1 protein-coding gene is annotated in these 1,354 nt (G+C 45.5%); it reads left to right on the top strand.

Annotation, left to right across the window (positions count from 1 at the left end; all coding sequences use genetic code 11):
* Positions 1-22: 22 nt before the first annotated feature.
* On the top strand, positions 23-1,354 hold a 1,332-nt coding region (locus tag A3750_RS17300; protein WP_231871862.1), incomplete at its 3' end, for an RND family transporter.

Here is a 1,354-nt window from a genome sequence, read left to right as displayed (position 1 = left end):
ATACGAGGAAAAGAACCCCAATGTGTCGATTCATATTGTCGGTTTTGCTAAAAAGGTTGGTGATTTAATTGAGGGTATTGGTGCTATCGCAACCTTTGCGCTAGTTACAATTGGCCTGACACTTAGCTTTTTGTTTATTTACTCTCGCTGTGCGATTGCGACGACCGTTCCGATTGTCACTTCGATTGTTGCAGTGGTCTGGCAGTTAGGCTTACTCAACATATTTGGTTACGGTCTTGACCCGTATTCGGTGTTGATCCCTTTCCTCGTTTTTGCAATCGGCATTAGTCATGGTGTGCAGATCGTAAATCAAATTGCGGTTCAAAGGGCTTCCGGCCTAAACGCGCTCATGAGTGCGCGCATGGCCTTCAGAAATTTGGCGAGGCCAGGCATTTTGGCGTTAGTCAGTGATGCCATCGGGTTTTTGACGCTGTTTTTTATTGAGATCGAAGTGATTCGTGATCTTGCTGTCGCCGCGGGTGTTGGTGTTGCTGTAATCATTATTACGAACCTTGTGCTCCACCCTGTGTTGATGTCTTACACCGGGCTAAGCAAGGGCGGGTTGAAGCATGCCAAGAAAGTCGAGATGAGTGAGCATAAGCCTTGGCGAGTGCTTTCTTTTATGTCTCATCAAAGCGTTGCGCCAATTTCGATTGTGATTGCGATCCTAGGTTGTGTCATTGGACTCTACTACCAGAAAGACCTGAAGATTGGTGATCTTGATCGAGGTGCCCCCGAGCTGCGTCCAGACTCGCGCTATAATTTGGATAATGCCTTTATCATTGATAACTATAGTACTAGTGCGGACGTGCTGGTTGTCATGATAAAAACAGAACCGCAGATGTGTTCTTCCTATGAGTTGTTGGATGTGATGGACCGAATGCAATGGCAACTTGAAAACACGGAAGGTGTTCAATCTACCGTATCTCTCGTTACTGTTTCAAAGCTCGTAACTAAGGCCTTGAATGAGGGCAGCTTTAAATGGTTTGAGTTGTCTCCCGATCAGCAATTTCTTGATTCGACTTTACAGCGAGCGCCTGCAGGACTCATCAACACAAATTGTAGCTTAACGCCCATGATTGTATATCTTGATGATCACAAAGCAGAGACGTTAAATCGTGTTGTCGACGAAATGAAGAGCCTCATCGAAGCTTATCCAAGTGAGGACTACACTTTCCTACTTGCTGCTGGTAATGCAGGGGTTGAGGCAGCAACGAATGAAGTTATTGAAAAAGCGAAAACTGTGATGTTACTTTCGGTTTACGCGGTTGTAAGTTTTCTTTGTCTCGTAACGTTCCGTTCTATTGCCGCCGTGATTTGTATTATCACACCTCTAGCGCTTACCTCCGTCCTT

The sequence above is a fragment of the Oleiphilus sp. HI0079 genome (genome assembly GCF_001635105.1).
Note: the sequence above shows the minus strand (reverse complement) of the source record. Positions and strands in the feature narration are given on the sequence as shown.